The organism is Mesorhizobium sp. f-mel (assembly GCF_053850215.1).
Window position 1 is genome coordinate 23,504 of the sequence record NZ_JBSPTO010000034.1, and the last position, 25,307, is coordinate 48,810.

A 25,307-nucleotide genomic window follows, 5' to 3' on the forward strand; every position below is an offset into this window, starting at 1 on the left:
CTATTTGTTTTAACCGCCTTTTTGCGACGCCAATTGGTTTCAATTGGCTGCAAAAATGCTCCAAGGATTGCCTGAAATGACCGCCGAGACCGTTCTCAACAATGCCCGCATCGTGCTTGCCGACGAGATCGTCGAAGGCTCGATCGTGCTGCGCGGCGGCTTGATCGCCGGGATCGATGCCGGCGCAGGCCGGACCGGCGAAGACATGGGCGGCGATTTCATCATTCCCGGGCTGGTCGAGCTTCATACCGACCACCTCGAAGGCCACTACGCGCCGCGGCCGAAGGTGCGCTGGAACCCGATCGCCGCCGTTCTCGCCCATGACGCGCAGGTGGCGACCGCCGGCATCACCACCGTGCTCGACGCCTTGCGCGTCGGCATGGACGACGACGCCGACATGAATTCGGCCGACATGCGCAAGCTGGCCGATGCGATCGAGGACAGCGTCCAGCAGGACCGGCTGCGGGCCGACCATTTCATCCATCTGCGCTGCGAGGTTTCGGCGCCGGATTGCCTCGCCGCCTTCGCCCACTTCGATGGCGATCACAGGATCAAGCTGGCGTCGCTGATGGACCATGCGCCGGGACAGCGCCAGTTCGTCGACTTGGAAACCTATGCCTACTACTACCAGCGCAAGCTGAAGCTGACGGATCGCGAATTCCAGCAATTTTGCGAGAAGCGGATGGCGGAGTCGGCGGCGAATTCGGGGCCGAACCGCGCCTTCATCGCTGCCGCCTGCCATCAGCGCGGCATCGTGCTGGCCAGCCATGACGACGCCACGACAGGCCATGTCGACGAGGCGATCGAACAGGGTGTCCGCGTCGCCGAGTTCCCGACCACCAAGGAGGCCGCAAAAGCTTCGAAGGGGGCAGGGCTCGGGGTGCTGATGGGCGCGCCGAACGTCATGCGCGGTGCTTCGCATTCGGGTAATGTTTCGGCCCGCACGCTCGCCGGCGAAGGCTTGCTCGACATATTGTCGTCCGACTACATTCCCTTCAGCCTGATCCAGTCGGCCTTTTTCCTCGGCGACGTAGTCGGCGGCATTTCCCTGCCTCAGGCGGTGGCCATGGTTTCGAAGAACCCGGCCGAGGCGGTCGGCCTCGCCGACCGTGGCGTCATCGAGCAGGGCCGGCGCGCCGACCTGGTTCGCGTCCGTCTCGACGATCACGTCCCGGTGGTCCGCACGGTCTGGCGGCAGGGACGGCGGGTCGCGTGATGGTGTCGGCGTCGATCGAGCGTGAATTGTCCGCCGCTGCGTTTCCGATCCGCGACGGCGTCTTCGTCGCCGTCGTCGGGCCGAGCGGCGCCGGCAAGGATACGGTGATCGGCTATGCCCGGGCACTGTTTGCCGACGAGAACCGGCTGGAGTTCGTGCGCCGGGTCATCTCCCGGCCGAGCGACACGACGAGCGAGGATCACGACACGCTCGCCGACGCGGCCTTTGTCGAGGCGGAAGCGGACGGCGCCTTCGCCATCTCCTGGGAGGCGCATGGCCTGCGTTACGGCATCCCGGCTGAAGTCGACTGGTCGGTGGCCAATGGCCGCGTCGCAATTGCCAATGTCTCCCGCGCCATCATCCCGGCGCTGCGCCATCGCTATGCCAATCTGGCTGTCGTCGAGATCACCGCATCGCCGGAAATCCTGGCCGAGCGACTGGCGATGCGTGGCCGCGAGTCGCGCGGCGAAGTGCTGGCGCGCCTGGCGCGCAGCGCCAATGTGGCGTTGTCCGGGCCAGGCGTCACCTCGATCGACAATAGCGGCCCGCGTGAGGCGGCCGGCGAGCGCTTTGCCGATGTGCTGCGCAAGGCCATGGCATTCTCCGACATGTCGGGCTTAATTTAAGGCTGCGTCTTCCCTTCTTCCCTTGTGGGGAGAAGGGAGAGGCGGAGCCGCTATTCCGCGGACGCACCAGCCAGGCCCTTGCGGGTCGCCTCGAGCATCAGCCGCCGCTCCCGGTACACGCCCCATTGCTGATCGACCAGCACGCCGATGAGGATCACCCCGCCCATCACCGCGAAGTTGAGCGAGGAGGGGATGCCGAGCAGGTTGACGAGGTTTTGGAGTTCCTGCAGCAGAACCGTGCCGAGGACGACGCCGATCAGCGAGCCTTCGCCGCCGCGCAGCGAGAAGCCGCCGAGCACTGCCGCGGCAATGGCATAGAGTTCGTAGAACTGGCCGTGGCTCGCCGGCGAGATCGAGCGCGTGTACATGGCGAAGTAGATCGCGGACAGCGCCGTCAGCACACCGCAGATGACATAGGCCGCCATGACAACGCGGCCGGTGCGTATCCCGGAATATTTCGCCGCCTCCTCATTCTTGCCGATGGCGTAGAGATAGCGGCCGAACACCGAACGATGCAGCACCACCCACATCACGATGGCGATGACGATCAGCGCTATGAAGCTGTTCGGCACGCCATACGATCGCCCCGCGGTCAGGAACTCGAGCTCCGGAAAGTTCTGTCCGAAAGCAAAACCCGCCGTGCCGTCGGCTGTGTAGAACCGCGCGACGCCGCGATAGATCAAGAGGCCGCACAGCGTCACCACGAAAGGCTGCAATTTGAGCCGCGTGATCAGCCAGCCATGTGCCAGCCCGATCATGCCGCCAAGCACGAGGATCAGCGGCAGCGCGACCGGCCATGCCATGCCGCGCGTGGCGATGAAATCGACGAACAGGACGCCGAGCAGCGCAACCACGGAGCCGACCGACAATTCGATGCCGCCGGTGATGATGACGAAGGCCTGGCCGATAGCCAGGATGCCGAACAGGCCGATCAGGTTCGACGTGTTGGCGAGGTTGATCGGCAGCAGAAAGCGCGGATTGATGATCGCCACCACCGCTCCCACCACAAGGATCAGGATCAGCAGGCCGAGATCTTTCTTGCTCATCGTCTTCTTCCCAATCCCTGCCTAGGCAGGCTCCGCAAAAGTGTTCTACGGTTTTGCGACCAGAACCTGCACCAAAACAAAAAACTATCTCGGCTGCTTGCCCACGGCCAGCAGCAGCACGTTTTCCTGGCTGAACTGTTCCTTGTCGAGAATGCCTGAGATCTGGCCCTCATGCATGACAACGATGCGGTCAGAGACGCCAATCACCTCCTCCATGTCGCTGGAGATCATCAGCACGGCGACACCGGCATCGGCCAGTGCGCGCATCAGCCCGTAGATCTCGGCCTTGGCGCCGATGTCGATGCCGCGTGTCGGCTCGTCGAGGATCATCACCTTGGGGTTCATCGCAAGCCACTTGGCCAGCACGACCTTTTGCTGGTTGCCGCCTGATAGCGTGCCGGTGCGCGTCGCCACCGACGGTGCCTTGATGCCGAGATTGCGTTTCTGCTTCTCGGCGGTGACGGCTTCGGCGCCGGCAGAAACCAGGAACCGCCGGGCATGCGCCGGCAGATTGGGAAGCGAAATATTCTGGGCAATCGACAGATCGAGCAGGATGCCGGTCAGCTTGCGGTCTTCCGGGACGAGGAAGATCCCGTTGGCAACAGCGTCGGCGGCCGAACCGAGAACCAGGTCTTTTCCATCAAGCTGGAGCGCGCCGCCAAGGCTCGTCTCAATGCCGAAAAGCACGCGCGCCAGCTCGGTGCGGCCAGAGCCAACTAAGCCCGCCAGCCCTAGGATTTCGCCTTGCCTGACGCCGAGATCGACCGGCCGGTCTGGATAGGCGCTGGTGCGAATGGCCTTGGCCGACAGGGCGACAGTGCCGGGCGGGCGCGCCGATTCTGCGGCCTTCTCCCGCTGCTTCAGCATGCGGCCGATCATCAGCTTGACCATCTGGTCGTGGTTGACGACGCTCTTCGGCAGCGTGCCGGCAAGCTTGCCGTCCCTCAGCACGACGACGCGATCGGCGACCCGCTCGACCTCGTGAAGACGGTGCGAGATGAAGATGACGCTGATCCCCTCAGCCTTCAGCGCTCTGATGACATCGAGCAGTTTGTCGGTTTCGGCAAGGGGCAGGCTCGATGTCGGTTCGTCAAGGATCACCAGCCTTGCCTCGATCGACAGCGCCTTGGCGATTTCGACCATCTGCTGCTGGGCAAGCGACAGCGTCGATACCGGCGTATCGGCCGAGAAATTGGCGCCCACGCGTTTGAGCAGCGGCGCCGCCAGCGTGCGCAGCCTGGCGCGGTCGAGCAGCCTGAGCGGACCGGCGCGCAACGGCTCGCGGCCGAAAAAGATGTTGGCGGCAACGTCGAGGTTTTCGAACAGGTTGAGTTCCTGATGAACGAAGGCGATGCCGGAACCGATGCTGGCTTCGACCGTCAGCCCGTCATGGGCGACGCCGTCGACGGTGATCGTGCCGGTGTCGGGGGTGGTCACGCCGCCGAGGATCTTCATCAGCGTCGACTTGCCGGCCCCGTTTTCGCCGACGAGGCCGATGACCTCGCCGGGCCTGACCTCCATCGAAAACCCATCCAGCGCGACCACGCCGGGATAGGTCTTGCGCACTCCCTCGAGACTGAGGAACGGGGCAGTCGCGGATACGCCGATGGATGCGTCGGAATAATTCATCACGCCTGACAGCAGTTGGCGGGTCGGCCTCCCCGCAGATTGACGAGCCTGATCAAGCCCGTCAATAACAGGCGAGCCAGTGACGCCAGCGTCGCGCTGCCCCTCACCCTCACCCCGTAAAGAACGGGGAAAGGGGGTCGCCAGCATTGCAGCCACTGCCCTTCACCCCGTTCTTCACGGGGAGAAGGTGCCGGCAGGCGGATGAGGGGCGGCGCCGACGACGCTCAGTTTCCAGACATTGCCTTCAGATTGGCGGCATAGGCGTCGACGTCGTCCTTGCCGATGATCTTGGTCGGGATGATGATCAGGCCGTTCTCCGGAATGCCCGATTTGTCGCCCTCGAGATAGGCGGCCATCAGCTTCATGCCCTGGTAGGCCCATTCGAAGGGCTGCTGCACCACGGTGGCGGCAACGGTGCCTTCCTTGACGCCGCCCAGCGTGATCGGATCGTCGTCGAAGCCGACAACCGTGATCTGGCCGAGCTTGCCGGCGTCGCGCAGCGCTTCATAGATGCGCGGCGTGTTGTAGGAATAGAAGCCGACCATGCAGGTGACGTCGGGGCTGGCGACCAGCGCGTCCTCGACGTTCTTCTTGGCGCGGGCCTGGTCGATGTCGTCGCCACGCACGTCGATCAGCTCGATCTTGGTGCCGGCGAGCCCTTCCTTCATGCCCTCGATGCGCTCCTTGGCATTATCGGCGCCGAGCAAGCCGACAAAGCCGAGGCATTTGCCGCCGTCGGGCATCGCCTTCTTGGCGATCTCGGCCGCCTGTTTGCCGGCATCGATGTTGGATGAGCCGATATAGGCGATACGCTTGGTCTGCGGCGCGTCGCTGTCGGTGGTGAACAGCGCCGTCTCCGAGGCGATCTTGTTGAGCCCGTCGGTCGAGGTCTTGGGATCGACGGCCGATACCATGATGGCCTTGACGCCGGCCGTCACCAGATCGTCCATCAGCCGCTGCTGAATGGCAACCGACGACTGCTCCGGATATTTGAGCTCCAGATTGTAGCCGGGCAGTTCGGCCTGCGCCTTCTTGACACCGGCTTCGGCCGCCTTCCAGAAATCGGAGGCGCCGTTGACGACGAAGGCCAGCGTCGGTTTATCCTGGGCACGGGCAATTGCAGTGATGGACAGACCGAGCGCCAAGGCCGCGGCGGCGATGGACGCATTTCGTATCGCAGATTTCATGTTCAACCTCCCATTTGATTCAGTCATTTTCGCTGATCTGAACTTGTCGAATGCGGCTTGGACGCCCCTCCTCAAGGGGTGATGGCAGCGAAAGAACGGCACCATTCCAGCCGCGATTTGAACTCTAGAGACTCATTGGCAGTTCGTAAATAGTCGGATTTGTCTGACATTTCAGTAATTGCGCGGCGTTGCTCTGCGCCTGAGTGCCACCGATACCGCGCAGCACGCTTGCTTGCCGCCATGGCCCGTTCGGTCCCGAGCCGGGCATGACAAATTGACATTAGAATGCTCACGCCTATTAGTAAATAGTATTAGTCTCTGGTTGGAAACCTCTGGTGCCGCCGGCGAATGGCTGCCTGCCGTGTGAGAAGGGAGGCCTCCGTTAAGCCGTCCAAAGGCCTTGAGTTGGGCCCAATTCCGAGAAATCGATCTTTCAGGACCGCGTATTGCTCTCCCGCACTGCTAGCCATTCGGCTACCAGAATGATAATAATGATTAATCGAGTGCTCGTTTATAAACGCGAAACGTCGTCGGACGTCCTGCCGTCTTTATGACGTCCAGGACGACCTCTGGTTAGACAAGCCGGGAATTTGGAACACAATGCCATGAGCGAACCGACGGATCTGCGCGATCCTCCCCTTGAAGCCGCCCGGCGCCGAAAGCCATCGGCCAAGAACTCCAAGGGTCGCGTTACCATGACCGATATCGCCAGGGCCGCCGGCTGCTCGCAAGCAACGGTTTCGTTCGTCCTCAACAACACGCCGGGCATAAGGCTCTCGCAGCAGACCCGCGAACGGGTGATCGGGGCCGCGCGGGGCCTCGGCTATGCGCCACCAGCCTTCTCTGCTCTTCGCAGCCCTATCGCCTCGTTCGAGGGGCTGGACGGGGTGATCGGCTTCGCGGTCGATCAACTGGCGACCAGTCCCGAAGCCGTCGTCGCCATCGAAGGAGCGCGCCAGGCCTCGTGGAATGCCGGCAATGTCGTGCTGGTCGCGCAGACTTTGGGTGATACCGTCATGGAGCCGCGCGCGATTGCGGCACTGACCAAGCGGGGTATTTCGGCGCTGATCTACATGACCATCTTTACGCGCGAGATCACCGCGCCCGACTATCTCTACGGCCTCGATATCCCGGTCATCCTGCTCAATTGCTATACCGCCGACTACGCCTTTCCCGCCGTGGTGCCGAGCGAAATCGCCGGCGGGCAGAGTTCCACCCGCCACTTGATCAGCCATGGCCACCGCCGCATCGGAACCATCACCGGCGAGCCATGGATGCAGGCGGCACAGGATCGGCTGAAGGGCTACCGCCGGGCACTGGCGACGGCCGACATCCCGTTCGATGTGGAGCTGGTGGTCGAGGGCGACTGGTCGGCGAGCGCCGGCTACGCCGCGACAGTCAAGCTTCTGGCACTCAAGGATCGGCCGACCGCAATCTTCTGCCAGAACGACCGCACCGCGATCGGCTGCTACGAAGCGTTGAAGGAAGCCGGCTTGCACATCCCTGGGGATATTTCGGTGATCGGCTATGACGACGAGGAAATCGCCCGGCATCTGTTCCCGCCTTTGACGACGTCGATCCTGCCGCATATGGCGATGGGGCAATGGGCGATCGAGCAATTGGAAGTCCCTGCACCGCCCGGCCGCGGCCGCTACCCCATTACCAAGCTTGAATGCCCGCTGGTCGAGCGGGAATCGGTCAGTGCTGTGGCGCCTGGGCGCACACACGGACTGACAGCCAGCTGAGCACCTCCAGACTTCCGTCAATGCAAACGCCGTACTGATGCAGCTCCAAACCAGACAGGCGCCCCCGCAAAGGGCGATGGCCCCGACATTGTCGCCTGGCATGGTGGATCGGGATTCTTGTATCCCGAGTTCTGCGGATTGACATACGGTTTGCTGCAGTCTGGTTGTGGCGAAATCCTGGATCCAAGGGTAAATCTGATCTGGTTCGCCGTTCCGCGCCGGCCTTCGAGCCCGATTTCCTCGCTGACCCGGATCGGCAACCCGCCAGGAGTTATACTGCCATGAAGCTCCAGCATCGCCATGGCCCGCCGCGCGATTTCGTCGGTTACGGCCGGCGACCGCCGCAGATCATCTGGCCGGACGGACGTCTGGTCGCAGTCAATCTCGTGGTCTGCTACGAGGAAGGGTCGGAATATTCGCTGTTCGAGGGCGACGACCATACCGATGGCTGGGGCGAATATCCTTTGTCGGCGCCGGCCGACATCCGCGATCTCGGTACCGAAACGCATTTCGAGTATGGCAGCCGCGTCGGTATCTGGCGCATCGCCAGACTGCTCGAGCGACACGGCGTCCACGCCACGATCTCGGGCTGTGCCGAGGCGCTGCGGCGCAACCCGGAGGTGACGGCATGGCTGCGCCAATCGGGTCACGATCTGCTCGGCCATGGCCTGCGCTGGACCGAACAATGGACCCTGAGCCGTGACGAGGAGCGCGACCATCTGCAGCGTGCCGTCGCGCTGTTCATCGAGCTGCTCGGCGAGCGGCCGATCGGCTGGAACAGCCGTTCCTTTCCCAGCGTCAACACGCGCGACATCCTGATCGAGGAAGGCGGCTTCCTGTATGATTCAGATCCGTGCAACGACGACCTGCCCTATTTCGTGCCGGCACAGAACGGGCGCCTTCTGATCATTCCCTATTCCAAGACCTTGAACGACAGCCGCTATCTGGTAAGCCCCGGCTATGTGACGCCCAAGGACTTCGTCGACAACGTCGAAGCCTATCTGGACTTCCTGATCAGGGAAGCCAGGGAAGAAGGCGGGCGCATGATGACGATAGCCGTCCATGCGCGATGGACCGGCCAGCCCAACCGGGCCGCGGCATTGGAAGGCATAATCGAGACGGTTCTGTCCAGGCCGGAGGCCGCCTTCATGCGCCGCAACGACATCGCCCGTTATTGGCTGTCGTTGTTTCCGGCCGAGGGCGAAGCGCCATGAAGCCGACGTCCAACTCGCGTGGCGAACAGCAATGCTTAAGCATCGGTGCGGGAAGGGAATTGCTCACCCCAACGGCATAGCGCCTCTGCTCCAGCATTGAGCGCCGCTCCGCTTTCCGTCAACGAATAGACGACCTTAGTCGGCGATCCCGGATAGACTTCTCGGTTCACAAGCCCGTCAGCCTCCAACTCGCGTAATTGCTGCGTCAGCATCTTTTCACTGATCGCCGGAATCGACTGCCTCAATCGGCCGAACCTGCGAGATGCCGTTCCAAGCTCGCAAAGAATATCCACTTTCCACTTCCCTTCGATCGCCTTGATCGCGGTTGCGAAGCCGCAATTGCCCGTCGGCTTATTCATGATGCTCTCCTTACCGTTGGGTAACCACTTACCTCCAGGTGCGTATTGTGCGCGCCACTCACTCCAACATACCTCTGCCCGTGACGAAAATTGGCACCTATTGGTATTGTAATGAAGCTTTCAATCAGCGTTGTGGGGACGGGTCGTATGGGATCAGCGCTCGCCCGCGCCCTGCTCCGGTCGGGATATCGGACGACGGTCTGGAACAGGACAAAACAAAAGGCCGAACCGCTGGCCGCGCTCGGCGCCACTGTCGCGGGGTCCGTCCTGGAAGCCCTCAATGCGGCTGAGATTATCATCGTGAACGTAAGCGACTACCAGGCAAGCGCAGTTCTGCGCGACGATGCTGTTGCTTCAGCCATTCGCGACAAGTTGATCGTGGAACTCACTTCGGGAACGCCGCATGGCGCACGCGAAGCCGCTGAATGGTTTGCTGCGCACGGAGCCAGCTATCTCGATGGCGCGATCATGGCCACGCCGGATTTCATTGGCACAGATGCCGGGACGATACTGATCTCGGGGCCAAGGCAGGCTTTCGACGCGAACGAGGAGATGTTTCGTGCGTTGGGCGGCAATGTCCAGCATGTCGGGGAAGAACCGGGACGTGCGAACGCACTTGATAGCGCGCTGCTTGCGCTCATGTGGGGCGCGCTGTTTGGAACGCTGCATGCGATCGCCGTGTGTCAGGCCGAAGAGATCGACCTCGGCGAGTTGGGACGGCAGTGGACCGCAATAGCGCCTGTTATTGACGGGCTTGTCGCCGACCTGATCAAGCGAACGGATGCTGGCCGGTTTGCCAGCGACGACGAGACGCTCTCGTCGATCTCCCCGCATTACGGCGCATTCCAGCATCTCCTGGAGCTGATGGAGGCGCGCAAGATCGACCGCTCTGTGGTGGACGGTTACGACGCGATCTTCCAACGGGCGATTGCAGCTGGCCACCTACATGATGATTTTGCAGCGTTATCGCAATTTCTGGGAAAATCCAGATGAGATCTCTCCGACCTGGATTGCGGGAAGGGTGACTGGCTGAGCGGATTTTCACTATGCAGTTTTCGGCCTTAGGCGCCCTGTCGTCAGCCAGCGGGCCTTTAACGATGAGCTGGTTGCGGCAACGAAGAAGGCGAGTGTGAGCCGAGGCAGACCCGTGATCTACAATAGGGGGATAGAATGCCTTTGACGCTTCTCATCGATTCGTATTGTGCTGCTTGGTCCGATGAGAGCGCCGAGCGACGGCGGGCGTTGCTGTTACCGATCTGGAGCGATGGCGCGACATACACGGATCCTGCAGTCCATGCGACTGGCGCGGAAGAACTGCTCGCGCACATCGCAAGAGTTCTGGCCAAGCATCCCGGTGCCCGCATCTTACGGACAAGTGACGTGGATGTTCATCATGGGATCGCACGCTTTGCGTGGAAGTTTGCGATGCCTGATGCATCGTCCTTCCCTGAGGGTGTGGACATAGCCTTCCTCGACGCTGGCCAGAAGCGAATAACACGTATCATCGGCTTTTTTGGGCCGTTGGTGAGATCCTCGGTGTCATAAGCCTTCGCCATCAAGCCGATCGACCGGCGCGTGCCAGCCCGTGCGCCACCAGGTGTCGGCCATGAGCGTCTCCAAAATGGTCTGGCTGGAATGTCGGAGGTGGGCACGTTAGGCCGCGTCCCGGCGCGCAGCCTGAACGTTCCCCGAGAAAGCCAGGGAAGCTAGGCAGATGAGCCCTGTTCGAGGCATCAAGCTACATCGAGAAGGGTGGTGCTCTGGAGCGGCCGCCTCCTTTGTGCTCCTCGTCGAAACGGAAGCGCATCGGCCAACACTTGACCTTTGAGTTCGTGAAAGGTGCGCTTCAATTCGCAATGCAAGTGCTGTAGTTAGACAAAGAGTGCGGCCTGCCGCTTACTGAGGCAAAGAAGGCGAAAGCGTATCAATCGCAGTGTATGAGAGCCATACCGATGAGATGAGACGAAGCGGCCGAAGACGGGCTAGGCCCGGCGTTCTGCTCAGCGTGAGCGCTGGTCTGCGGCTGCTCGCGTCGTTGCTCTTTTTGGTCTGGACCATTCCTGCGGCAACAGCCGACCAGGTCGGACATGATGTAGCTAAAGAGCAAATGAGGCTCGCTGCGTCCAAACCGGTCGCGACCATCCTTGTCCGCGACATTGCGCGCCGTGTTGCAGCTGAGACTTCCCGTTTCAAGACGGGAACGCCTGCCATTGCGGGAAACGGCAAGCCCGTTTGCATTATCCCGGATTTGCGCCTGCCGTTCGAAACCGCGTCAGCCGCACCGATTGGTATCGGGTCTGAGGACCGGGCGAAACTGTCGCCGATCCGCGCCTTTGATGCGCGCGCGCCTCCGTTTCTCCCGGCATGATCCTGGCCGCGCGACCGCGGCCGCCGACTCCCAAAACTTTCACATCGCGTTCCCGGGCTCTCGTCGAGTTGCTCGCCGATCGGAACGCCAAAGCTCTTGTCGGAGGCGGTTTCCGCCCGATATGGGCTGAACGGACAAGAACATGCTGCATTTTTCGCGCTGGAAGACCATTCTCATCTGGCTGACGGTCCTGGCCGGTATCCTGTACGCAGCTCCAAACCTGGTTCCCGCCTCCACCCTGGCATCGCTGCCGAATTGGCTGCCAAAGCGGCAGCTGACGCTGGGCCTCGACCTGCAGGGCGGCTCGCACATCCTGCTCCAGATCGATCGGCAGGATCTCGCCAACGAACGCCTCGAATCGGCCCGCGACGAGGTCCGCACATCGCTGCGCGATGCCCAGATCGGCTATACCGGGCTTACCGGCACCGCCAATTCCATCCAGGTCCGCATTCGCGACCAAGGCCAGATCGAAGCTGCGAAGACCGCGCTCGAAAGATTGACGCAGCCGATCTCGACCGGCCTTTTCATGAGCGGCTCGGTGACCGAGATGGAGATGGCCGAGCCGGAACCGGGCCTGCTGCGCTTTACGCTGACCGAAGCCGGGATCGACTACCGGATCGCCGCGGCGCTCACTCAATCTATCGAGGTGGTGGGCCGGCGCGTCAATGAGCTCGGCACGACCGAGCCGATCATCCAGCGCCAGGGATCGGAACGCATCATGGTCCAGGTGCCGGGCCTGCAGGATCCGCAGCGGCTGAAGGATATCCTCGGACAGACCGCCAAGCTGACCTTCCAGATGGTCGACCAGTCGATTCCCGTCGAGGAGGCGATCTCCGGCCGCCCGCCTGCGGGCTCGACGGTGTTGTATTCGACGGACGAGCCGCGGGTTCCGCATCTGATCGAGAACCGGATCATCGTTTCCGGCGAAAACCTCGTCGACGCGCAGGCAACCTTCGACCAGCGCACCAACGAGCCGGTGGTCTCGTTTCGCTTCGACGGCCGCGGCGCCACCCGCTTCGGTCAGGCTACTCAGGCCAATGTCGGGCGCCTGTTCGCCATCATCCTCGACGACGAGGTGATCTCCGCGCCTCAGATCCGCGAACCAATCCTGGGCGGCACTGGGCAGATATCCGGCAGTTTCACGGTAGAGAGCGCGAACGACCTTGCGGTCCTGCTGCGCGCCGGCGCGCTGCCTGCCGACCTCACCATCGTCGAGGAACGCACCGTCGGTCCGAGCCTCGGCAGCGATTCGATCGAGGCGGGCCAGTTCGCGTCAATCGTCGCCGGGTTCCTGGTCGTCGGCTTCATGCTGTTCGCCTATGGGCGACTGGGACTGATCGCGAACATCGCGCTCCTGGCCAACGTCGCATTGATTATCGCCGTCCTGTCCATTCTCGGCGCGACGCTGACGCTGCCTGGCATCGCCGGCATCGTGCTGACGATGGGCATGGCGGTTGATTCCAACGTCATCATCTTCGAGCGCGTCCGCGAAGAGAACCGCCAAGGGCGCTCGATCGTGCAGTCGATGGATTCCGGGTTCAGACAGGCGCTGGCGACCGTCGTCGACGCCAATGTGACGACACTGATTGCGGCCGTCATCCTGTTCTTCCTTGGCTCGGGGCCGATCAAGGGGTTCGCCGTCACCCTCGCCATCGGCATCGTCACCACCGTGTTCACGGCCTTCACGCTGACGCGCTGGCTGGTCGCGTTCTGGCTTCGCCGGCAGCGGCCGAAAACGATGCCCAACGGTGTCATGCGGCTGGTGCCCGACGACACGCGCGTGCCGTTCATGGCATTCCGAAAATACGCCTTCACGCTGTCCTTGCTGTTGTCGATCGCTTCGGCCGTGCTGTTCTTCACGGTCGGCATGAACTACGGCATCGACTTCGGCGGCGGTTCGAGCATCGAGGTGCAGGCGAAGGGCCAGCAGGCCGACATCGGCGACATCCGTCAGCGGCTGACGGGCCTCGAACTGGGTGAGGTGCAGGTGCAGGAGTTCGGCTCGACCCGCGACGTGCTGATCCGCATCGGCACCCAGGGGGGCGGCGACATTGCCGAACAATCCGCCGTGGAAAAAGTAAGAAGCGCACTCGAAACCGATTACGAGTTCCGCCGCATCGAGGTTGTCGGTCCGACGGTTTCCTCCGAACTCGCGTTCAACGGCACAATGGGCGTGCTCGCCTCACTGCTGGCGATGCTCGTCTACATCTGGATCAGGTTCGAATGGCAGTTCGGGCTCGGCGCCATCATTTCGACGTTCCACGACGTGATCCTGATGATCGGCTTCTATGTCGTCGCCGGCATAGAGTTTAATTTGACCTCGATAGCCGCGATCCTGACCATTGTCGGCTACTCCATCAACGATACGGTTGTTGTCTATGACCGGGTCCGCGAGAACCTGCGCCGCTATAAAAGGATGCCGATTGCCGAGCTGCTCGACCTGTCGATGAACCAGACGCTGGCGCGAACGGTCCTGACCGGCGTGACCACGCTGTTCGCGCTGGCGGCGCTTTCGATCTGGGGCGGCGAAGTCATCCAGTCCTTCACGGTCGCGATGATCTTCGGCATCCTCGCCGGGACCTATTCCTCCATCTTCGTCGCCGGGCCGCTGCTGATTCTGTTCAAGCTCCGGCCGGGCGCCCTCAGTCCAGAGGAAGCCGCAGCGGCGAAAGAGCCGCCGGCGCGACAGGCCTTATGACGCAACGGCTCGAAGCCGATCCACGATGGCGTCGATTTCGGCGCCGGTCGTGGCTCGACCAAGACTGAAGCGAACGGCGCCCATGCCGATCTTCTCGGGCACGCCCATGGCCGTGAGCACTGGGGAGAGCTCGACCCGGCCGGCGTGACAGGCCGAACCGGTCGACGCCGCGACGCCCTCGAGACGCGAAAGCACCTCGGCACCGATCATGCCGACGAACGAAACGCTGAGCGTGTTGGGAAGGCGGTGCTGAGGGTGCCCGTTGAGTGCGACACGGTCGCCGAAACTCTCCTGCAGCGCGTCCCAAAAGCGATCCCGCAACGCGCGGACGCGCGCCATCGGCTCCAGGTCGCCGGCGAGCGCACAGGCGGCGCCGAGGCCGACCGCGAGCAAGGCGCTCTCGGTGCCGGCGCGCCGGCCATGTTCGTGCCCGGCGCCATGGATCAGCGGCTCGAGCCCGAGCCCGCCTCGGACATAGAGCGCACCGACACCCTTCGGCGCGTAAAGCTTGTGGCCGGCGATGGTCAGCAAATCGACGCCAAGCGTGTCGACCTTGGTTGCAATCTTGCCGACCGACTGCGCGCGTCGGTGTGAAATCGGACCCCATGCTCCCGCGCAATAGCACCGATCTCCTCGATCGGCTGGATCGTGCCAACCTCATTGTTGGCGTGCATGACGCTGATCAGGATGGTGCGCGGCGTGACGGCACGACGCACATCCTCGGGATCGACCCGGCCCGTGCTGTCGACCGGCACATAGGTCACTGCCGCGCCGAGCTGCTCGAGGAACCGGCAAGGGGCGAGAATGGCCGGATGCTCGACCGTGGTGGTGACGATGTGCTCGCCCTTGTGCCTCAGCGCGAAGAACGTGCCCTTGATCGCCAGGTTGTTGGCCTCGCTGCCGCCACTTGTGAACACAATCTCGTCGGGTGCGCAGTCGAGCAGCGCCGCAACCTGGCTGCGGGCCTTCTCCAGTGCAGCCTTCGCCGGCAAGCTCGCCCAATGGCCGCTCGACGGATTGCCGAAAGCCTCATCCAGATATGGCCGCATGGCAGCCGTGACCGAAGGATCGATCGGCGTGCTGGCGTTGTAGTCGAGATAGATCGATGTCATGCCCAGGAGCCTCGTTCGCGGCTTGTCGGTATACCCGCACCTTTCCGGCGGCGAACGTCGCGGCCGCGCGGAGGCCGTCGTGCCCAGCAATCAGCTTGCGCGCGGCTATTCCCGCATAAATGCCTGAACCTCTTCGGTTGTCACTTTGCCGTCCTTGTTCGCGTCGACCTTATCGAAGATTCTCTTATGGATGGCGGTGATCTCTTCGAAGGAAAGCGCGCTGTCGCCGTTCGTGTCGGCAATGGCGAACATGATCTTCATCATGTGCCCGCGCATGCGCATCATCGGCATTGCGCCCATCATGCCGGGCTGCATCATCCCGCCGCCCATCATGCCGTGGCCCATGCCCTGGCCCATCATGCCCTGGCCCATCATGCCGGGTTGAGCGGGCTGTGCACCTTGGTCTTGTCCCGCCATACCTCCAGGCTCGGGAGACGGCGCCTGCGCGACCGTCGTATGGTGCGGATCGGCTGCGGTCGTTTGCGCGGCGGCTATAGCCGTCGCGCCGGCGGCGACAATGGCGGCGACAATGGCGGCGAGCGCGGCCGCGCGCATCAGTGCAATCAACGTCATAATATCCTCCTTCCTCTCATGGGGCTCGGCAGAGCTCGTTCCAACTCGCTGGCGGCTCTGCGGCCGGAGATGCTTTCAGCTCTTTCCCTACTGCCGGAAAACCGCCGGTCGCGGTCAAATTTCAATGTAAGCCAAAGGCGTGGCGAAATTTGCGCCGGATCAATTGCTCGGGCAGCGATCTGCCGCTGTCATGTTGCCCTCCTTGAGGACGGATCTGCAGACGAGCGCGAGACATCGCTCATCACGACAGCCACGACTACTCCTGAGAGAAACGTCAGTGCGGCAATCGATGCGATCGCCCATGACAGCCCGAAGCTGTCGGCGATGAGGCCGGCGGAGAGCGCACCGATCGCGTAGCCGAGATCCCGCCAGAACCGGTAGACGCTGAGTGAGCGAGCGCGCCAGGTCGGATGCGAGGCATCGGAGACGGCTGCGATCAAGCTCGGGTAGACCATTGCCGTGCCGAGGCCGAGCAGAAGGCTGCCGACGATCCACCACTCGAACCGGTGCGTCGCCGCGGTGAGAAACAGACCGGCGGCCTGAACCCACATGCCGGCGACGATCAGGCCCTTGCGCCCCCAGCGATCGCTCAGGGGGCCTGTGACGATCTGCAAGATACCCCATGTCGCGGGATAGATCGCCTTGAGGATGCCGATGCGCTCGACACCGAGACCGAAGGAAGCGAAGAACAATGGGAAAATGCCCCAGCTCATGCCGTCGTTGAGATTGTTGACGAGGCCGGCCTGCGAGGCGGCGAACAGGTTGCGATCCCCGAACGAGGTGAGCGCGAAGACCTGCCGAAAGCTGATCGGCGCGGCCTGCTGCGCGTGGGATGAAGCCTCCAGCCGAACGTGGTCGCGCGTGTCGCGCACCAGCAGGATCGACAGTGCGGCACCGATGACCGCATAGCCGATGCCGAGATAGATCGGCACTGGCCGAAGTCCGTATTGCGAGGCGAGATAGCCAGTCAGCAACGCCGTCACCCCAACGGCGAGATAGCCGGCGAACTCGTTGAGGCCGACGGCAAGGCCGCGCGACTTCGGCCCGACGAGATCGACTTTCATGATCACCGTCATCGACCAGGCGAGCCCCTGGTTGATGCCGAGCAATGCGTTGGCCGCAATCACCCATTCCCAGGTCGGCGCCCAGATGACCATGAACGGCACCGGCAGGCCGACCAGCCATCCCAAAACGAGTACGCGCTTGCGGCCCCAGGCGTCGGCAAGCTGGCCCGAGACCAGATTGGCGAGGGCCTTGACGACGCCGAAGCTGACGATGAAGGAGACGATGAGCGTCGTCGATGTGACGTGGAACTCCTCCGATCCGATCAGCGGCACCACCGTCCGTTCTATCCCGACCATGCCGCCGACAAAGGCGTTGATCACGACGAGCAGCGCGAATTGCGGCCAGTTCTCCCTGAGGCCGAGCCTGACGGATGAACCCGTCTTGCCTGGAACCGATGCCGCTTCCTCCATGGCTCAGGCCGCCGCCGCAGCCAAGCCGGAATTGGCGGCCCGGAGTGCCGCGGCCTTGGGCGGTACCGGCGGAATCTCGGCGAGCATGAAGCGGATGAACGCGCCCTCGTCCTCGATCAGGAGGGCCTCGTTGTGGCAACCGAACAGGTACGAGACGCCGGCTGGATCGGTGTGAAGAAACTGGCGGAGGATCATGGTCTTGCGCGCCTCGCTACGAAGGGCTATAACATTCAATCATTCCGCTGAATGTTTCACTGAGGAGAAGCCGTGTCAAGCACCGGACCGAAACAGGCGATCTATGCGAGCCTTGCCGAAGTGGCCCAGGCGCTCGGCCATCCGCATCGGCTCGAGCTGCTGGAGCATCTGGCGCAAGGGGTACGCAGCGTCGAGGACCTCGCCGCGCGAGCCCATCTGAGTTTCGCCAATACGTCGCGCCATCTGCAGATCCTGCGGCGGGCGCGGCTTGTCGAGACGCAGCGCCGCGGCAAGCACGTGCTCTATAGCCTCGCCGGCGACGCCGAGGTGGTGGCGCTGATCAAGGCGCTCGGCCGCGTCAGCGAGCGAAACGTGGCCGAAATCGGCCGCGTCATGGCCGACTACTTCCGCGCTCGCGATGCGATGGAACCGGTGTCGCGAGACGACCTCGTCTCGAGGCTGCATGACGGCATGGTCACGGTTCTCGACGTGCGGCCCGAGGATGAATTTGGGGTTGGGCATCTTCCAGGCGCCCTCAACATCCCGCTGGCCGAGTTGGAGCGTCGCTTAGGCGAGTTACCGGCGGATCGGGAAGTGATCGCCTATTGCCGCGGCCCTTATTGCGTTCTGTCGTTCGAAGCGGTCGCCGCCTTGCGGGAGCGGGGCTACCTCGTCCGTCGGCTCGAGGACGGCTATCCCGAATGGAAGGCCGCCGGCCTACCGGTCGAAACGGCAGCCTGAAACAGAACGCGCGGAGCTGTCAGAGCGTTGGGAGATTGCAACGTTGGTCTGGCGTGGACCCTCAGCGGCGGGTCAGCGGGCCAGCGCCGCCGCCTGCTCCAGGCTGATACCCCCGGCGAGCGGGTCAGCGTGCCGGTGCGCGAGCCGCCATTCGGATCCTTCGCGGCGATAGACCAAGGTGACGCGCAGCGGCCAGTCCTGGGCCGGCAGACCGCCGACTTCGCCGCGGCCGCGCTCGATGACCGCGAGAACCACCATGTCGGCCGCGGCATAGGCTTGAACCAGCTCTTGTTCCAGCGTGCCGTTCTTGAAGAAACGCCCCATTGCCTCCCAGCGTTCGCTTGTCATCTCCACGCCGCGTGTCGGCTTTCCGCCGAAAGGCGACATAAGCGTGAAGTCATCGGTGAGCGCAATCAACGCACGGTATCGGGCGATGTCGCCGCGCATCAGCGCCGCGTTGGCTTCGGCGGTCTGCCTGATGAGCTTGGCAATCTCCTCGTCGGCGATGGAGACCTGATGGGCAACGGCAGAGTCGCTCGTAGCTTTCGTGATCCCAAGCGACGCGAGACCGGCGCCCGCTGCAGCGAGTGCTGAACGTCGTGAAACTGGCATGAGAATTTCTCCTATGTTTGTACCAATCCGCAGGCGCAGCCCGCTGGCGTCGGTCGAGCCGATGCGATCTCACATCTTTCAACCGGCCGGCATTTTCCGTCAGGGCTTCAAAAGACTGTGCAGCGGCTGGAAGGACAGCTTCGGCCGGATGCCATCCGGCAGATTCGGCGCGATATGAGCAGCGAAGAAGCGCGTCGCGTCTTCCTGGGAGTTCCACACCTCGACGATCGGCCAGCCGGCTGCCACCGGGTGCGACACGTGCATGATGAAACCCGGCGCCTGCCTCAAAGCGCCACCCACGAGGGCGAGCATGCCATCATACCCTTGCGGCGACTGTCCGCCGACCTCGGAAATCATCATCACCGACATGGCTGTTTTCCCGCTCAAGGCTGCGTTCGTCCGAGCGATGCACCGCTCAGCCGGCAAAATTGCATGTTGATCTTGATGAAGCCAATGATATGATTTCAGTAATATGCTGAACGGAATTGATCTTTCACGCGCCGATCTCAATCTCCTCGTCCTCTTCGAGGCCGTGCTCGAAGAGCACCACGTGGGCCGGGCTGCGGACCGGCTTAATCTGACTCCATCGGCTGTCAGTCACGGGCTCGGCCGGTTGCGCCGGCTCCTCAATGATCCGCTGTTCCTAAGAACACCCAAGGGCGTCGTGCCAACGGCGCGTGCGACGGAACTGGCCGCGCCGATCGCCGATATTCTGGCGCGCGTGCGCAGCGTCATGGCGACTGCCGCACCCTTCGACCCCTCCACGGCGGTGCGCCGGTTCGCAATCGGCGCGCCGGACGGTGTCTCAGCCGTGATCCTGCGCCCGCTTCTCGCCAAACTCAGCCGGATTGCGCCACGCATCGACGTCGGCGTGCGTCAGCTCTTGCCCTCTCCGGCCCGCGTGTGGCGAAGCGCGATTGTCGATCTCGAGGCGCACGCCATCAATATCGCGATCATTCCGTCCGATGACATCCCGCCTCGCTTCGAAAAGCGCTGCATCTACGAAGAAGACTTTGTAATTGCCATGCGCCTTGGACATCCGTTCGCGCGTGATCCGACCCTGGAGCGATACTGCGACATGCAGCATCTGGTGGTCTCGCACAGTGGCGATCCTTATGGCTTCGTGGATGAACAGCTGGCCAAGCAAGGCCGGGCACGACGGATTGCGTTGACTGTTCCCAACTTCATGTTCGCGCTTGCGGTCATCGCCGAGACCGATCTCATCTCGGCCCTGCCGCGGCGGTTCGTTACCATGCATGCGGCGCGTTTCGGCGTCCTGAGCCTCGATGCCCCGTTGCCGTTGCCCGGCTTCCGGCTCAACGCCGTCGCTCCCAAGGTCGCGATGATGGATGCGGGTGTGGCATGGCTCTATGATCTGCTTGCAGGAGTGGAGCATACTGCGCAAAAGCACCACAGCGGCCTGCCCGCACTAAGACGGTAATCATAGCTCGGAAAGCTTCGTCGGCTGCCATGGCGGGTGTGCTGTAGGGTAGATTTAATGCCGCGCAGCGTTGATGAAACTGACAACTACGTTTCCGCTGGAGCGCTACTCGCTCGGAGTTGGAAAGTGCTTTTCAAGCCAGGTTCGCCACCTTGGCTCCTCCCGTTTTGCAACGCTCGCTGCATCGTCGCCAAAGAGGAAAAACCGCACGGACAGGAATGTCATCCCGCCCATCGGCAAGGCGAAGAGGTGCGCGAAGCCCGGCGCGGGCCGGTCCAGCCGGACCACCAGCTCGGGATGGTCCTGCGGCCCTGTTCGTTCGACGACACCCTCGAATGCCCGCGTGTCCGAAGCCACGCGCCGTTGTTCAGTCGCATTCGCCAGGCCCAAGGGTTCAACCAGCTTTCGCCATGCATCGGCTAAAGCTTGAGAGGACGGGACCAAGAGCTGAAAAGCCGAGCCGTGCTGCCCGGGAAAGTGCGTGAGGTAGAGGCGGAGCAGGCGGAAGAAGGCGATCCATCCGTAGCTGTGGCCTTCGAACTGATCATCCCAATCATCAGAAGTCGCGAACCACCGATGGACAACGCGAACGGTGCAAAGCCCGCCGGACTTCGCCTCGACGGTCCATTCCGTCGCTACCGTTCCCGACTGACCCGGTGCTTCTGCGACAAACCGCTTGGGCGGCTCCCAAGCCGTGATGGTGGCGACAGAATCCATGCTTCCATCGGCAGCGAAATGCGAAACGGTGGTTCCTCCGATGCGGCCTTCGAGTTCGCTCGGCACGAACCATTGAGATATTCCAGGTCCCGTTGCGATCGCGTTCCAGACGTCCTCCGGTGTACCGGGGACATCCACTTGCGCCTCGACCGAGCGATTGCCGGCAGAATCTTTTTTTACTGGCATTGAACGTCCTTTCCTTGCGGATTGGAAGGTGAAGGATGCGCCGTCACGACAAGACGATGGGACCGTCCCTGCGGCGCCGTTTCGTCGTGATAGCGTGCCGCCAGCGTGGTGATGGCCTCAGCCAGTTCACGCGTGAACGAGGCGCGGTCGGCGGCGGAGCGGAAGCGGATTTCGGTGTCGATCGCCAAGGTCGCCAGGCGCTTGCCGGCATCGGTGGCAGCGCGCTGGAGGGCCCCGATCTCCCGCACCAGCCGAGCGCCGAGCGCGATGAGGTAGCTTGCCGACAGGCGGTCGGCGGTGCGGTCCGGATCGGCGCCGACAGGACCCAGTGCGCTCGTCGAGACGACATAGCTTGTGGCGCTCGCCACCATGAGCCGCTCGGTCAAGCCACCCCACTTGCGCGTGTCTGCAACTTGGACAAGCCCGTGCTCCTCCAGAGCATGCAGGTGGTAATTGATTTTCTGCCGCTTGAGACCGAGGCGTGTGGCGAGGGCAGCGGCCGAGGCGGGCTCCCGCAGTTCCGAGAGGAGCTGACTCCGAACCGGCTCCAACGCGGCGGCGGCCGCGCTCGGCCGATCTATGACCTCGATATCGAGCATGCAGCCCTCACATTGACAAGCTTTCCTGTCAATGCCTTTGACGATTATATTTGTCAAGAGCGAAAGGACCGATTCGTTCCAACAAGAGGGCGGCAAGGGTCGGCGAGGCCCGCTAGACGACGTTCCCCGCCCGCAGCGGGGCAATTGCAATGACAATGCCGTTCGTTGTAGCCATTCCGACCGCTTGATTTGGAGGAGATGCAGCATGGACCGATTCACTGGCGGTTGCCTGTGCGGCAACGTCCGAATTGTGGCGTCGGGACTCCCATACCGGGTCGGCATTTGTCATTGTCTCGACTGCCGCAAGCATCATGGGGCCCTTTTCCACGCTTCCGCGGTGTTCCCCCAGGATGCGGTGACGGTCGAAGGCGAGACGCGCGACTACGCCGGGCGGTTTTTCTGTCCCCGCTGCGGCTCTACAATTTTCGGTCGCACCGCCGACGAAATCGAAGTGAACCTGGGATCCCTGGATGCCCCTGACCAACTGATGCCGACCTACGAAAGCTGGATCATTCGTGGCGAGTCCTGGTTGCCGCCGTTTCCGCACACGAGACGATACGAGCGCGATCGTGACGCCACGAGTCGCTTTGAGGAATAGGTCGCACGAACGGTGCGAAAGCGTTTAGGAGGTCACGCCGGCGCGTCACTCCGGAAGACCGGCCTTGCGGAAGCCATCAACGAAATGCTCGAGCGTCGCGGCATCGCGGAATGGCTCCGTCGTGGCCCAGTGGCGGGTGGTGAAATGCGGGTTGCCGACGAGGAACAGTTCGACCTCTGCGCGCGCCTCGTCGAGCCGGCCCAATTGGGCAAGGCTTGCCGCCAGGAAACGGCGCGAGCTCGTACGATAAGTCTCGTCCCTGCGCAGTGTCTCCACAGCGGCTTCGTATGCGCCGGCCGCATATTGCGCCTGGCCGAGCGCCAGATAATACCAACTTGCCGGAAACGGGTTCAGCCGGAATGCCTTGCGAATGTGCTCAAGGCCCTCCTCGACCCGTCCGGCCAGGACCGCGATGTCGGATAACGCCGCCCAGGCATCGGCCTCGTTCGGGTCCAGCTCGATCGCCTTGGCAAATTCCGCATCCGCCTCGGCGAAGCTGCGCTCATAGGCAAGCAGGTAAGCCAAAACCCAGCGGCAGCCGGCATCGTTGGGATCGATCGCCACGGCTTTGCGCGCCAGTTCCAAAGCAACCCTACGGGATGTTCCGGTTGGTCCGCCGGAATGCACCCATCCCATCCAGTGGTTTATGGCAAGCCAGCGATAGGCCTCGGCATATTCCGGATCGAGCGAAACCGCGCGGGTGAGCATCAGATGCGCTTCGCGCGCCGTCTGCGGCGAATCATCCATCAGCTTGCGCGCCCGCACGCAGAGATCGTAAGCCTCGAGATTTTTGGGCCGGTTGCGCGGCGGCGGTGCGCGCAGCCGGCCGAGCAACGCCTCCACGATCTTGCCGGTGACCTCGTCCTGAACGGCAAAGATGTCTTCCAGGCTGCGATCGAAGCGTTCCGCCCATAGATGGTCGCCACTCACCGCGTCGACCAGCTGGGCGTTGATGCGCACGCGCCCTGCAGCGCGTCTTGCGCTCCCCTCCAGCAGATAGCGCACGCCAAGGTCCTCAGCGATCTCGCGCACGGCCATCGCCTTTCCTTTGTAGGCAAAGGCCGAGTTGCGTGCGATGACGAACAGGCCGGAGATCCTGGACAGGTCGGTGATAAGATCTTCGGTCAACCCATCCGCGAAGGATTCCTGCTCGGGATCGTTGCTGAGATTGACGAAGGGCAGCACGGCTATCGATGGTTTATCGGGCAGCGGCAAAGGCTTTCGCTTCGCGCCACCGAGCTGTTCGACGGCCCCAGTGAAGCGGTAGCCGACGCGCGGAACCGTGGAGATCCATTCGCCGCCGTCCGCGGCCGGACCAAGCAGCTTGCGCAGCTGCGCGATCTGGACGGTGAGGTTGCCTTCCTCGACGGCGGTGCCCGGCCACGCCGCGTCCATCAACTCGGCCTTCTCAAGGATTTCGCCGGGCCGTCCAACGAGCGCCGCAAGTAGTTTTAGCCCGCGGTAGCCAACGGCAACGGGAACATCGTTGCGAAGCAGCGTTCCCGCACCGGAATCAAGCACGAACGGACCAAAGGCAAAGCGCGATCCCTGCATGCGGCGCATTTATAGCCCGTTTGGAAGTTTTGAGAACTATTTGGGAGAGCTTAATTACGACGCTGTTCGTATCCTGCAGAATTCAGCCTCTTTCAGGTCGAGGGTCCCCGGACCTTCAAACCATATGGAGGTTGCTATGAACGATACTCTTGCATCGGTCCGGCATCAGGCAGCGCGGCCGGGAACGCCCGTGGAGCCAGCGGAAATGTCGCGTCGGCACTACAGCCTGGCGACCCTGCGAAGCATTGTCGCGGCCTGGGACGAGCGGAAGCGCTTTCGCTGGGAACTTGAGCAAATGTCGAAGGACAATCCTCATTTGATCGACGATATCGGTCTGACGAGACGGCAGGTCGAGGCAGAGATCGCCAAGCCCTTCTGGCGGCGATAATCCTCGTCGCCGCAAGGTCGCGATACCGTCATCCTCGTCCTTGGTGCGCCAAAAGCATCTCAGAACAGTACTCGCCCAGGCCGGTCGCCGCGCGGACAGCCCGACCATGAGAAGACCGGCCGACGCTCTTCGGCAACTTCGGGAACTCGCGCCGCTCGTCTGAGTTGAACTCCAGTTCTAGACAGCAAAACGGAATCTCGACATGAGCCCGCCCGCCCAACGACGAATGCGTCTCTCCGGTGGAACCGAGCTTGCCTACGTCACTGCGGGCGATCCATCCAACCCCGCTTTGCTCCTCCTGCACGGCTTTCCGAGCTCATCGCGAACATTTCGCGATGTAATCCCTGGCTTGGCGCGCGTCGCCTATGTGATCGCGCCCGACCTCCCGGGCCATGGCCAGTCCGATGTTCCACCGGCACCCTCCTTCGCCGAGATCAGCGAGGCAATTTCCGAATTGCTGGCCCACCTCGTGATCGGGCGTCGCTTCATCTACGTGCATGATTGGGCACCGCTGTGGGCCTGCAGATCGCCATGCAAGCGCCCGAGCTGCTTTCGGGCCTCATCATCCAGAACGCAAACGCACATCGTACCGGCTTCGGGCCCCAGTGGGACGCCGCATTGAAGTTCTGGTCAGAACCGACAAAAGAGAACGAAGCGGCCGCAACCCCCGACCTGACCTTTGAATTCACGCGCGAGCAATATACGGGCGGTCTGCCGGAGGAGGTCGCCGCCACAATCAAAGGCGAACCCTGGGTCGAGGACTGGAGGGTGATGAATCTTCCCGGCCGCATGGAGACCCACCGCGCGCTCATCGCCGATTATAAGAACCACGCCGCGCGTTTCGATGCGATCGCCGGCTATCTAGAAAAATGGCAACCGCCGGCGCTCATGCTGTGGGGCCGTCACGAGCCCTATTTCGATATCGCCGAAACGCTGTCCTGGATGCAGGATCTGCCACGTATGAGGCCTTTGCAGAGAAGGCGTATGGACGTCGGGTTGGGGGCATCGGCCTCCTTTGGGGGCCGGCG

The 25,307-nt window shown here is 62.7% G+C and carries 25 protein-coding genes and 2 pseudogenes; 14 read left to right on the plus strand and 13 right to left on the minus strand.

Features of this window, described 5'->3' with window-relative positions; translation table 11 throughout:
• Positions 1-76: 76 nt before the first annotated feature.
• Positions 77-1,216, plus strand: coding sequence for an alpha-D-ribose 1-methylphosphonate 5-triphosphate diphosphatase (locus ACWUKX_RS27395; protein ID WP_456009825.1), 1,140 nt, complete (start codon positions 77-79; stop codon positions 1,214-1,216).
• Positions 1,213-1,842, plus strand: a complete 630-nt coding sequence (phnN, locus tag ACWUKX_RS27400; RefSeq protein ID WP_456009826.1) for a phosphonate metabolism protein/1,5-bisphosphokinase (PRPP-forming) PhnN — start codon at positions 1,213-1,215, stop codon at positions 1,840-1,842. Before ACWUKX_RS27395 ends, phnN begins: the two co-directional genes overlap by 4 nt.
• Before the next feature lie 50 nt (positions 1,843-1,892).
• Here phnN and ACWUKX_RS27405 read toward each other — a convergent pair whose 3' ends face one another.
• From ACWUKX_RS27405 to ACWUKX_RS27415, 3 genes are all read right to left on the minus strand, one after another.
• Entirely contained in the window at positions 1,893-2,888 is a 996-nt protein-coding gene (locus ACWUKX_RS27405; protein ID WP_456009827.1) for an ABC transporter permease, read from the minus strand.
• 84 nt (positions 2,889-2,972) lie between these two features.
• On the minus strand, positions 2,973-4,517 hold the full coding sequence (locus ACWUKX_RS27410; protein ID WP_456009829.1) for a sugar ABC transporter ATP-binding protein: 1,545 nt from the start codon (positions 4,515-4,517) through the stop codon (positions 2,973-2,975).
• Between the two features lie 224 nt (positions 4,518-4,741).
• Positions 4,742-5,704 carry a sugar-binding protein gene (locus tag ACWUKX_RS27415; protein ID WP_029347363.1) on the minus strand — a complete coding sequence of 321 codons (963 nt, stop codon included), beginning with the start codon at positions 5,702-5,704 and terminating at the stop codon, positions 4,742-4,744.
• Between the two features lie 605 nt (positions 5,705-6,309).
• On the opposite strand from ACWUKX_RS27415, the gene ACWUKX_RS27420 reads away from it, so the two are divergent.
• Both ACWUKX_RS27420 and ACWUKX_RS27425 read left to right on the plus strand, forming a co-directional pair.
• A complete protein-coding gene (locus ACWUKX_RS27420; protein ID WP_456009830.1) occupies positions 6,310-7,449 on the plus strand; it encodes a LacI family DNA-binding transcriptional regulator in 1,140 nt (379 codons plus the stop codon).
• Between the two features lie 281 nt (positions 7,450-7,730).
• Positions 7,731-8,663 carry a polysaccharide deacetylase family protein gene (locus ACWUKX_RS27425; RefSeq protein WP_456009831.1) on the plus strand — a complete coding sequence of 311 codons (933 nt, stop codon included), beginning with the start codon at positions 7,731-7,733 and terminating at the stop codon, positions 8,661-8,663.
• 35 nt (positions 8,664-8,698) lie between these two features.
• On the opposite strand, the gene ACWUKX_RS27430 is transcribed toward ACWUKX_RS27425, so the two are convergent.
• Positions 8,699-9,022: a winged helix-turn-helix transcriptional regulator gene (locus tag ACWUKX_RS27430; protein WP_029347356.1), complete on the minus strand. Its 324-nt coding sequence runs from the start codon at positions 9,020-9,022 to the stop codon at positions 8,699-8,701.
• 111 nt (positions 9,023-9,133) lie between these two features.
• Here ACWUKX_RS27430 and ACWUKX_RS27435 point away from each other — a divergent pair, with 111 nt between their 5' ends.
• The 4 genes from ACWUKX_RS27435 (at position 9,134) to secDF (ending at position 14,088) form a co-directional block, all read left to right on the plus strand.
• Entirely contained in the window at positions 9,134-10,015 is an 882-nt protein-coding gene (locus tag ACWUKX_RS27435; RefSeq protein ID WP_456009832.1) for an NAD(P)-dependent oxidoreductase, read from the plus strand.
• Between the two features lie 183 nt (positions 10,016-10,198).
• The gene (locus ACWUKX_RS27440; RefSeq protein ID WP_456009833.1) at positions 10,199-10,567 is read left to right on the plus strand and encodes a hypothetical protein; all 369 of its coding nucleotides are present in this window, start codon (positions 10,199-10,201) and stop codon (positions 10,565-10,567) included.
• Positions 10,568-11,027: 460 nt separating this feature from the next.
• Positions 11,028-11,390 carry a hypothetical protein gene (locus ACWUKX_RS27445; RefSeq protein WP_455838720.1) on the plus strand — a complete coding sequence of 121 codons (363 nt, stop codon included), beginning with the start codon at positions 11,028-11,030 and terminating at the stop codon, positions 11,388-11,390.
• A 142-nt stretch (positions 11,391-11,532) separates the two neighbouring features.
• A complete protein-coding gene (secDF, locus tag ACWUKX_RS27450) occupies positions 11,533-14,088 on the plus strand; it encodes a protein translocase subunit SecDF (RefSeq protein WP_456009834.1) in 2,556 nt (851 codons plus the stop codon).
• Here the strand turns inward: secDF and ACWUKX_RS27455 are convergent.
• From ACWUKX_RS27455 to ACWUKX_RS27470, 4 genes and pseudogenes are all read right to left on the minus strand, one after another.
• Positions 14,083-15,200: pseudogene (locus ACWUKX_RS27455) on the minus strand (cysteine desulfurase family protein). The gene secDF and the pseudogene ACWUKX_RS27455 overlap by 6 nt on opposite strands.
• 105 nt (positions 15,201-15,305) lie before the next feature.
• A complete protein-coding gene (locus tag ACWUKX_RS27460; RefSeq protein WP_456009835.1) occupies positions 15,306-15,755 on the minus strand; it encodes an EF-hand domain-containing protein in 450 nt (149 codons plus the stop codon).
• Between the two features lie 206 nt (positions 15,756-15,961).
• The gene (locus ACWUKX_RS27465) at positions 15,962-17,248 is read right to left on the minus strand and encodes an MFS transporter (protein WP_456009836.1); all 1,287 of its coding nucleotides are present in this window, start codon (positions 17,246-17,248) and stop codon (positions 15,962-15,964) included.
• Positions 17,249-17,251: 3 nt separating this feature from the next.
• Positions 17,252-17,443, minus strand: coding sequence for a hypothetical protein (locus ACWUKX_RS27470; protein ID WP_206073324.1), 192 nt, complete (start codon positions 17,441-17,443; stop codon positions 17,252-17,254).
• A 72-nt stretch (positions 17,444-17,515) separates the two neighbouring features.
• On the opposite strand from ACWUKX_RS27470, the gene ACWUKX_RS27475 reads away from it, so the two are divergent.
• A complete protein-coding gene (locus ACWUKX_RS27475; RefSeq protein WP_456009837.1) occupies positions 17,516-18,184 on the plus strand; it encodes an ArsR/SmtB family transcription factor in 669 nt (222 codons plus the stop codon).
• Positions 18,185-18,256: 72 nt separating this feature from the next.
• Here ACWUKX_RS27475 and ACWUKX_RS27480 read toward each other — a convergent pair whose 3' ends face one another.
• Positions 18,257-18,796 carry a YybH family protein gene (locus ACWUKX_RS27480; RefSeq protein ID WP_456009838.1) on the minus strand — a complete coding sequence of 180 codons (540 nt, stop codon included), beginning with the start codon at positions 18,794-18,796 and terminating at the stop codon, positions 18,257-18,259.
• A 99-nt stretch (positions 18,797-18,895) separates the two neighbouring features.
• Complete coding sequence (locus ACWUKX_RS27485; RefSeq protein WP_456009839.1) at positions 18,896-19,165, minus strand: hypothetical protein; 270 nt, start codon at positions 19,163-19,165, stop codon at positions 18,896-18,898.
• A gap of 103 nt (positions 19,166-19,268) precedes the next feature.
• Here ACWUKX_RS27485 and ACWUKX_RS27490 point away from each other — a divergent pair, with 103 nt between their 5' ends.
• Complete coding sequence (locus ACWUKX_RS27490; RefSeq protein WP_456009840.1) at positions 19,269-20,237, plus strand: LysR family transcriptional regulator; 969 nt, start codon at positions 19,269-19,271, stop codon at positions 20,235-20,237.
• A gap of 105 nt (positions 20,238-20,342) precedes the next feature.
• On the opposite strand, the gene ACWUKX_RS27495 is transcribed toward ACWUKX_RS27490, so the two are convergent.
• A complete protein-coding gene (locus ACWUKX_RS27495; RefSeq protein WP_456009841.1) occupies positions 20,343-21,140 on the minus strand; it encodes an SRPBCC family protein in 798 nt (265 codons plus the stop codon).
• Complete coding sequence (locus ACWUKX_RS27500; protein WP_128342312.1) at positions 21,131-21,739, minus strand: ArsR/SmtB family transcription factor; 609 nt, start codon at positions 21,737-21,739, stop codon at positions 21,131-21,133. Before ACWUKX_RS27500 ends, ACWUKX_RS27495 begins: the two co-directional genes overlap by 10 nt.
• A gap of 205 nt (positions 21,740-21,944) precedes the next feature.
• On the opposite strand from ACWUKX_RS27500, the gene ACWUKX_RS27505 reads away from it, so the two are divergent.
• The gene (locus ACWUKX_RS27505) at positions 21,945-22,337 is read left to right on the plus strand and encodes a GFA family protein (RefSeq protein WP_456009842.1); all 393 of its coding nucleotides are present in this window, start codon (positions 21,945-21,947) and stop codon (positions 22,335-22,337) included.
• A 45-nt stretch (positions 22,338-22,382) separates the two neighbouring features.
• Here ACWUKX_RS27505 and ACWUKX_RS27510 read toward each other — a convergent pair whose 3' ends face one another.
• On the minus strand, positions 22,383-23,891 hold the full coding sequence (locus ACWUKX_RS27510; protein WP_456009845.1) for a winged helix-turn-helix domain-containing tetratricopeptide repeat protein: 1,509 nt from the start codon (positions 23,889-23,891) through the stop codon (positions 22,383-22,385).
• A 136-nt stretch (positions 23,892-24,027) separates the two neighbouring features.
• Between ACWUKX_RS27510 and ACWUKX_RS27515 the strand changes: the two genes are divergently transcribed.
• From ACWUKX_RS27515 to ACWUKX_RS27525, 3 genes and pseudogenes are all read left to right on the plus strand, one after another.
• Positions 24,028-24,279, plus strand: coding sequence for a DUF1127 domain-containing protein (locus ACWUKX_RS27515; RefSeq protein WP_456009843.1), 252 nt, complete (start codon positions 24,028-24,030; stop codon positions 24,277-24,279).
• A 226-nt stretch (positions 24,280-24,505) separates the two neighbouring features.
• Entirely contained in the window at positions 24,506-24,901 is a 396-nt protein-coding gene (locus tag ACWUKX_RS27520) for an alpha/beta fold hydrolase (RefSeq protein ID WP_456009846.1), read from the plus strand.
• A pseudogene (locus ACWUKX_RS27525) lies at positions 24,793-25,307 on the plus strand (hypothetical protein); the annotation flags it as partial. The gene ACWUKX_RS27520 and the pseudogene ACWUKX_RS27525, both read left to right, overlap by 109 nt.